This window comes from Polaromonas sp. P3_C2, from assembly GCF_056402675.1.
Genome location: NZ_JBFUGX010000203.1, coordinates 1 through 6,611, shown reverse-complemented (window position 1 = coordinate 6,611; position 6,611 = coordinate 1). Strand labels below are relative to the sequence as shown.

General features: G+C 62.7%; 9 protein-coding genes. 4 read left to right on the top strand and 5 right to left on the bottom strand.

Annotated elements, in window-relative coordinates:
* From AC1DWI_RS10480 to cysE, 3 genes are all read left to right on the top strand, one after another.
* A partial coding sequence (locus AC1DWI_RS10480; RefSeq protein WP_477724799.1) for a LysR substrate-binding domain-containing protein occupies window positions 1-667 on the top strand: 667 nt, incomplete at its 5' end.
* A 14-nt stretch (window positions 668-681) separates the two neighbouring features.
* Window positions 682-1,497 carry an RNA methyltransferase gene (locus AC1DWI_RS10475; RefSeq protein WP_477671564.1) on the top strand — a complete coding sequence of 272 codons (816 nt, stop codon included), beginning with the start codon at window positions 682-684 and terminating at the stop codon, window positions 1,495-1,497.
* Window positions 1,498-1,506: 9 nt separating this feature from the next.
* Window positions 1,507-2,280 carry a serine O-acetyltransferase gene (gene cysE, locus AC1DWI_RS10470; protein WP_457279099.1) on the top strand — a complete coding sequence of 258 codons (774 nt, stop codon included), beginning with the start codon at window positions 1,507-1,509 and terminating at the stop codon, window positions 2,278-2,280.
* Window positions 2,281-2,361: 81 nt separating this feature from the next.
* On the opposite strand, the gene AC1DWI_RS10465 is transcribed toward cysE, so the two are convergent.
* The 3 genes from AC1DWI_RS10465 to yjgA form a co-directional block, all read right to left on the bottom strand.
* On the bottom strand, window positions 2,362-2,700 hold the full coding sequence (locus AC1DWI_RS10465; RefSeq protein ID WP_477648091.1) for a DUF4870 domain-containing protein: 339 nt from the start codon (window positions 2,698-2,700) through the stop codon (window positions 2,362-2,364).
* Between the two features lie 75 nt (window positions 2,701-2,775).
* The gene (gene mog, locus AC1DWI_RS10460; RefSeq protein WP_477724798.1) at window positions 2,776-3,369 is read right to left on the bottom strand and encodes a molybdopterin adenylyltransferase; all 594 of its coding nucleotides are present in this window, start codon (window positions 3,367-3,369) and stop codon (window positions 2,776-2,778) included.
* Window positions 3,366-3,974 carry a ribosome biogenesis factor YjgA gene (gene yjgA, locus AC1DWI_RS10455; RefSeq protein WP_477671566.1) on the bottom strand — a complete coding sequence of 203 codons (609 nt, stop codon included), beginning with the start codon at window positions 3,972-3,974 and terminating at the stop codon, window positions 3,366-3,368. The genes mog and yjgA overlap by 4 nt, the downstream gene beginning before the upstream one ends.
* A gap of 25 nt (window positions 3,975-3,999) precedes the next feature.
* On the opposite strand from yjgA, the gene pmbA reads away from it, so the two are divergent.
* Complete coding sequence (gene pmbA, locus AC1DWI_RS10450; RefSeq protein ID WP_477724797.1) at window positions 4,000-5,436, top strand: metalloprotease PmbA; 1,437 nt, start codon at window positions 4,000-4,002, stop codon at window positions 5,434-5,436.
* Between the two features lie 215 nt (window positions 5,437-5,651).
* On the opposite strand, the gene AC1DWI_RS10445 is transcribed toward pmbA, so the two are convergent.
* Together AC1DWI_RS10445 and rpsU are read right to left on the bottom strand one after the other, a co-directional pair.
* Window positions 5,652-6,101 carry a GatB/YqeY domain-containing protein gene (locus AC1DWI_RS10445; protein ID WP_477666378.1) on the bottom strand — a complete coding sequence of 150 codons (450 nt, stop codon included), beginning with the start codon at window positions 6,099-6,101 and terminating at the stop codon, window positions 5,652-5,654.
* A 113-nt stretch (window positions 6,102-6,214) separates the two neighbouring features.
* On the bottom strand, window positions 6,215-6,427 hold the full coding sequence (rpsU, locus tag AC1DWI_RS10440) for a 30S ribosomal protein S21 (protein ID WP_477724796.1): 213 nt from the start codon (window positions 6,425-6,427) through the stop codon (window positions 6,215-6,217).
* Window positions 6,428-6,611 lie beyond the last annotated feature (184 nt).

Genomic DNA, 6,611 nt, shown 5'->3' with positions numbered 1-6,611 from the left:
GGACTATGCCGGGCGCCTGATCAGCCTGGCTGAAGAAGCACGCGATGCTGTGCAGGGAGGGCAGCCGCGCGGCGTTTTTGTGCTCGGTGCCATGGAAAGCACTTCGGCTGTGCGGTTGCCGGCCCCTCTGAGCGATTTTGTGCGTCTCTATCCGGAAATCAGGCTCGCGCTAAAAACCGGCAACCCGCAGCAACTGGCCGCAGCCGTGCTGGCGGGGGAGATGGACGCGGCGCTGGTCACTGGGGCTATTGCGGAGGGTCCCTTTGAACGGGAGGCGATTTACACCGAGGAACTGGTGATTGTTGCGAGCGCCGCGCATCCGCCTGTGACGCAGGCAAACAGCGAGCCTCCGCGTGCCATGGTGGCTTTTGAAAAGGGCTGCCCGCATCGCGCACGGCTGGAAGCCTGGTACTTGCTGAAAAACAGCATGCCGGTGCAGACGATTGAAATCACGTCCTACCATGCCATGCTGGGCTGCGTGGTGGTGGGCATGGGCATTTCGCTGGTGCCGCGCAGCGTGCTGGCAACCTTTCCGGAGCGTGGCCGGCTCAGTATCCACGCATTGCCGCCGGGCAGCGACTGCGCCCAGACTGACCTGATCTGGCGCAAAGGGGCGAAGTCGCCAAAGGTGGATGCATTGCTCCGCGTCCTGAAGCCGCCGGCATAGGACAATCCAGCTCCATGCACACGCGATTCATCCTGATCAATACCAGCCATGCGGGCAATGTGGGGGCCACGGCCCGTGCCATGAAAACCATGGGCTTTGACGACCTGGTGCTGGTGGCGCCGCGCTGGGCCAATGTGCTCAACCGTGAAGAAACCATCCAGCGGGCCAGCGGGGCGCTCGACGTTCTCAAAAACGCCCGCATTGTGGCCACGCTGGACGAGGCCGTGGACGGCATGGCGCACCTGTGCGCCACCGCCATGACGCCACGCGACTTCGGCCCGCCCACGCAGGCGCCGCGCCAGCACTTTGCACAGCTGCTGGGCCTGGCAGGTCTGCTATCAAAAGAGGAGCTGCTCGCGCACGTCCCTATTGCCCAGAAGACAGATTCCGTTGCGTTTTTGTTTGGTTCCGAGCGCTTCGGCATGCAGAACGAGGACGTTTACCGCTGCCATGTGGCGTTGAGCATTCCGACCGACCCGAAGTTCGGCTCGCTCAATCTGGGCGCGGCGGTGCAGCTGATTGCCTATGACTGGCGCCAGGCGCTGGGCGGTTTCAGCGTGCAGCCCGCCACGGCGGAGCCGACGCTGGCCGACGCGGCCGCAGTGGCGGGCATGCTCAGGCACTGGGAGGAGGCCTTGACCGGCATCGGCTTCCTGGATCCGGCCTCGCCCAAAAAACTGATGCCGCGCCTGAACCAGCTGTTCAACCGTGCCCAGCTCAGCCCCGAGGAAATCCACATCCTGCGCGGTGTGGCCAAAGCCATGCTGCAGAAGGCCTCCGAAGCCAGGGGCAAAAGCGTGGTCCCAGCAAGCAGTTCACAGCCTCAGTAGACTTCGCCTATGTTTTCCCGACTTCGCTCCGACATCCAGTGCATTCTTGACCGCGACCCTGCCGCGCGTACGGCCTGGGAAGCACTGACCTGCTACCCCGGCGTGCATGCGCAGGTGCTGCACCGCCGGGCGCACTGGTGCTGGAACCACGGTTTCAAGTGGCTGGGCCGTTTCATTTCGCATTTTTCGCGCTGGGTAACAGGCATTGAAATACACCCTGGCGCCAAAATTGGTGAACGCGTGTTTTTCGACCATGCCATGGGAGTCGTCATCGGCGAAACCGCTGAAATCGGCGACGGTTGCACGATTTACCAGGGTGTGACGCTGGGCGGTACCTCGCTGTACAAGGGCACCAAACGCCACCCAACCCTGGGCCGCGATGTGGTGGTGAGTGCGGGGGCCAAGGTGCTTGGCGGTTTCCTGGTGGGTGACGGCGCCAAGATTGGCAGCAACGCAGTGGTGATCAAGCCGGTTCCGGCAGGCGCCACGGCGGTGGGCATCCCGGCGCGCATCATTCCCTCCAAGACCGGGGAAAGCGCCGACGTCACCATTACCCAGTTTTCGGCTTATGGCATCACGCAAGAGGATGACCCGCTGTCCCAAGCCATGCGCGGGCTGATCGACAGCGCCGCCGGCCAGGAGCACCAGATCGCCCTGCTGTGGCAAGCGATTGAGAAACTCTCCGGACCGCAGACGGCCATGAGCAAGGATTGCGTGCCGCAGGACGCCGCGCTTACGGAAACCTTTGAAGCCGACAAGCTCAATCAGCTGGTCGGTAAATAAGGCAGTGAGACAGGCAGGCGAATAAGACGGGCAAAAAAAAGGAAGGGCGAGCCCTTCCTTTTTTGTTTTCGCCGTTAGGCTTCAGTTGATCAGGCGAAGCGCGAACGGCACGCGGAAGGCCTTGCCGTTGGAGGCGCCCAGTGCGCCCATGACACAGAACACCAGGTGGCAGATGCCCAGCGCCGCGAACACCAGAAAGCCGATCAGCACAAAGGTCAGGATCATTGCCGCCACATAGCCGATGGTCGCGGTGATCGACCAGTTGAGCGCTTCCTTGGACTGGTCCAGGATATAGGCGTCGTCCTTTTTCACCAGGTAAACGATCAGACCAGGAATGAAACCCAGAAACAGGGTTCCGATCCAGATCAGCACGGCGGTGTTTTTCGATTCCTTGCTCGGCGTTTCAATCAGGTCGTCCATCTCAGCTCCTCGTGTTGTAAAGCCCGAATACTACGTGAGAAAGGGGCCAGGCCCAAACTGGCGAGCGGCAAGGTTTCAGCGCGGCGGGCGTATGGCGCTTTTGGGCCTGAACGCCTGGCACACCGCTTCATCGGTTTCCAGGTAAGGGCCGCCGATCAGGTCGATGCAATAAGGCACGGCGGCGAAGATGCCCGCCACAGCCTGGGAACCGTCGGCGTTTTTCAGACCTTCCAGGGTTTCCGCAATCGATTTGGGCTGGCCCGGCAGGTTCATGATCAGGCATTTGTCGCGTATGACGGCGCACTGGCGCGACAGGATGGCCGTCGGGACAAACTTCAGGCTGATCTGCCGCATCTGCTCGCCAAAACCCGGCATTTCCTTGTGGGCAACAGCCAGCGTGGCTTCAGGCGTCAYGTCGCGCAGCGCGGGGCCAGTGCCGCCGGTCGTCAGCACGAGCGAGCAGCCGGTGTCGACCAACTCAATCAATGCGGCGCTGATACCCGCCTGCTCGTCGGGGATCAGGCGCTCTTCAAAGGTGATGGGGTTGCGCAGGGCGCGGGTGAGCCAGTCCTTGAGTGCCGGCAGGCCCTTGTCGACATAGACGCCGGCGGATGCACGGTCGCTGACCGAGACAATGCCGATCTTTACCGCGTCAAAGGAGGCGCTCACGCTTCAGGCTCCTCGCCATCTTCAGGACCTCGTGCCATGCCTTGCCTGACCAGCTGGAAAATCTCGCGGTAGGACTTGCCGTGCCGCGGCGCTTCGCCGGGTTTTTCGGGCTTGGCGTCCTTGCGGGCCTGGCGGATCAGCGCGCGCAGTTGCTGGGAGTCGGTGCCGGGGTGTTCTTCGAGCCAGGCACCCAGYGCGGCGTCATCGGCGATCAGCTTGTCGCGCCATTGCTCGGCCAGGTGCAGGGCCAGCGTCAGGTCGGCCGATCCGTTGAGCTGCTCGTTGATGGCTTCGCGGATGGGGTCAGGGTCCAGCGGGCGCATCAGCTTGCCGATGAACTGCATCTGGCGGCGTCTGCCCTCGAAGTTCGTGATCTTTTTTGCGTCGGCAATTGCGTCGCGCAGCTTGTCGGGCAGGTCCAGACGCGCCATCAAATCGGCGCGCAGGGTCAGCAGCGCTTCACCGAGCGCCTGTTTTTCGTCGGCCTCGGCCTTGAGCTGGGTTTTGCTGGGCGGGCCGACTTCTTCAAGCGCGATTTCCTCGGGTTTGACGAAGCGGCCGTTGGACCAGTAGCCCTTGATGGCCTTGGGAGTCTTGTTGTTCATAGCAGTCAGTATCATAGCTACCCATATGACCCAAAAAGCTTCTTCTCGCGCCAGCGGCGCAACACGCAGTGCTTCCCGCCCCGTCCCGGGCCCCAAGAGCCAGTCAGGCCAGCCCGAATCCGGTTTCAGCTACCACCGTGATTTTTTCGAGGAACTCGTCGACAGCGCCCTTGGCCATGCCAAAAAACTGGGGGCCACCGATGCCGCCGCGGAAGCCTCCGAAGGCTGCGGGCTCTCAGTCAGCGTGCGCAAGGGCGAGCTTGAAAACGTCGAACGCAACCGCGACAAGTCGTTGGGCATCACCGTCTACATCGGAAAAAAACGCGGCAATGCCGCCACCAGCGACTTCTCCAAAGCAGCGATCGAGCAGACTGTGAAAGCAGCCTACGATATTGCGCGGTTCACGGCGGAAGACGAGACCTCCGGCCTGCCCGATGACCGCGACATTGCGCGCGTGCATCCGGCGCTCGACCTTTTTCACCCCTGGTCCATCAATTCGGAAGAAGCCGCCCAGCTCGCCCTGCAGTGCGAAGCCGCGGCCCTGAGCACCAGCCGCMTGATCACCAACAGCGAAGGCGCCGGTGTATCGGCGCAGCAAAGCCATTTTTTCAGTGCGCATACCAAGGGCTTTCGCGGCGGTTACGCCAGTTCGCGCCACAGCATCTCGGTGGCGCCGATTGCGGGCAGGGGCGACCAGATGCAGCGCGATGCCTGGTACAGCTCCATGCGCGACGCCGGTGAATTGGCGGCTCCCGAAGCGGTAGGCCGCTATGCCGCTGAGCGTGCACTGGCACGGCTCAAGAGCCGCAAGATCCCGACCACGCAATGCCCGGTGCTGTTCGAGTCGCCGCTGGCAGCGGGCCTGCTGGGCGGCTTTGTGCAGGCCGTGAGCGGCGGCGCGCTCTACCGCAAAAGCACCTTCCTGGCCGACAGCCTGGGCAAGCTTGCCTTCCCCAAACACATCGACATCGCCGAAGACCCGCACCTGCGCAAAGGCAAAGGCAGCGCACCCTTTGACGAAGAGGGCGTCAAGACCAGGGCACGCCAGGTGGTGGAGGCTGGCCGCGTCGAAGGTTATTTTCTGAGCACCTACTCAGCCCGCAAGCTGGGCATGCGCACCACCGGCAACGCCGGCGGCTCGCACAACCTGATCATGACCAGCCGCAACACCCGCAAGGGCGACGACCTGGACGCCATGCTGCGCAAGCTGGGCCGCGGCCTTTTTGTGACCGAGCTGATGGGGCAGGGCGTGAACTACGTGACGGGCGACTACTCGCGCGGGGCTTCGGGCTTCTGGGTCGAGAATGGCCGCATCGCCTTTCCGGTCGAAGAAATCACGATTGCCGGCAACCTCAAGGACATGCTCATGGGCATCGACGCCGTGGGCGCGGATGCCTACAACTACGGTGCCAAAACGGTGGGCTCGATTCTCGTCAACCGGATGAAGGTCGCGGGGAGCTGAAGCCCCCACGGTCGCTCACTTCGTGTAGCTCCCGAGGCCTTGCAGGCCGCGGCTCGCGAGACGCTTCGCCTCTGTCGCCTGTCCAAAGCTGCTCAAGCAGCTTTGGAGCCGCAGGCTCCAGCCCCTCGGGGGCCGCTGCGCCTGCGGCCCGGCAAAGCCGGTTCCGCGGCTTGAACTGGCTTAAGGCGGGTACATGTAGCCGCCCACCTCTGTATTCAGCCGGCTAGCGCTGCCTTCACTGCGGCAGACACCTGGCCCATGTCGGCCTTGCCGGCGAGCTTGGCCTTAACGGCACCCATGACCTTGCCCATATCGCCGGGGCCGGTGGCGCCCAGTTCGGCGACGATGGCTTTCACAGCGGCGGCGACTTCGTCGGCGCTCAGGCGCGCTGGCAGGTAGGCCTGCAGCACGACCAGCTCGGCTGCTTCCTTGTCGGCCAGGTCCTTGCGCTCGGCCTTCTGGAAAGCTTCGAGCGAGTCCTTGCGCTGCTTGATCAGCTTGTCGACGATGGCGACCACGGCTGCGTCGTCCAGCACCACGCGTTCATCCACCTCTTTTTGCTTGAGGGCGGCCAGCAGCAGGCGGATGGTGCCCAGGCGCTCGCTGTCCTTGGCGCGCATGGCGGTCTTCATGTCTTCGGTGATCTGGTCTTTGAGTGCTGACATTCGGAGGCTCCTGGAAGGCAAAATAGGATGAAGGGTGGCGTAGCGCCAAAAACACAAAAGCCCGCAGAGCGTCCTCGTGCGGGCTTTTTGTTGCCGTGAGGCGGTACTAAAGATTAGTACAGCTTTTTCGGCAATTGCATCGAGCGGATACGCTTGTAGTTGCGCTTGACGGCGGCTGCCTTCTTGCGCTTGCGCTCTGCCGTTGGCTTTTCGTAAAACTCGCGGGCGCGCAGGTCGGTCAGCAGGCCGAGTTTTTCAATGGTGCGCTTGAAACGGCGCAGAGCCACGTCGAAGGGCTCATTGTCTTTTACAYGGATGGTGGTCATTGTTCAGTTGATCCAAAAGGTGCGCCTTAATTGATCTGATCAGGATCAGGCCAGGCGCGGGTTTGCTAGCAAAGCCTGAGATTATAGCACCCCCACGGTCGTTCACTTCGTGTAACTCCCTGCCCCCCGAGGGGGCCGCCCGCCTGTGGCCCGGCAAAGCCGGTTCCACGGCTCATGCTGGTTG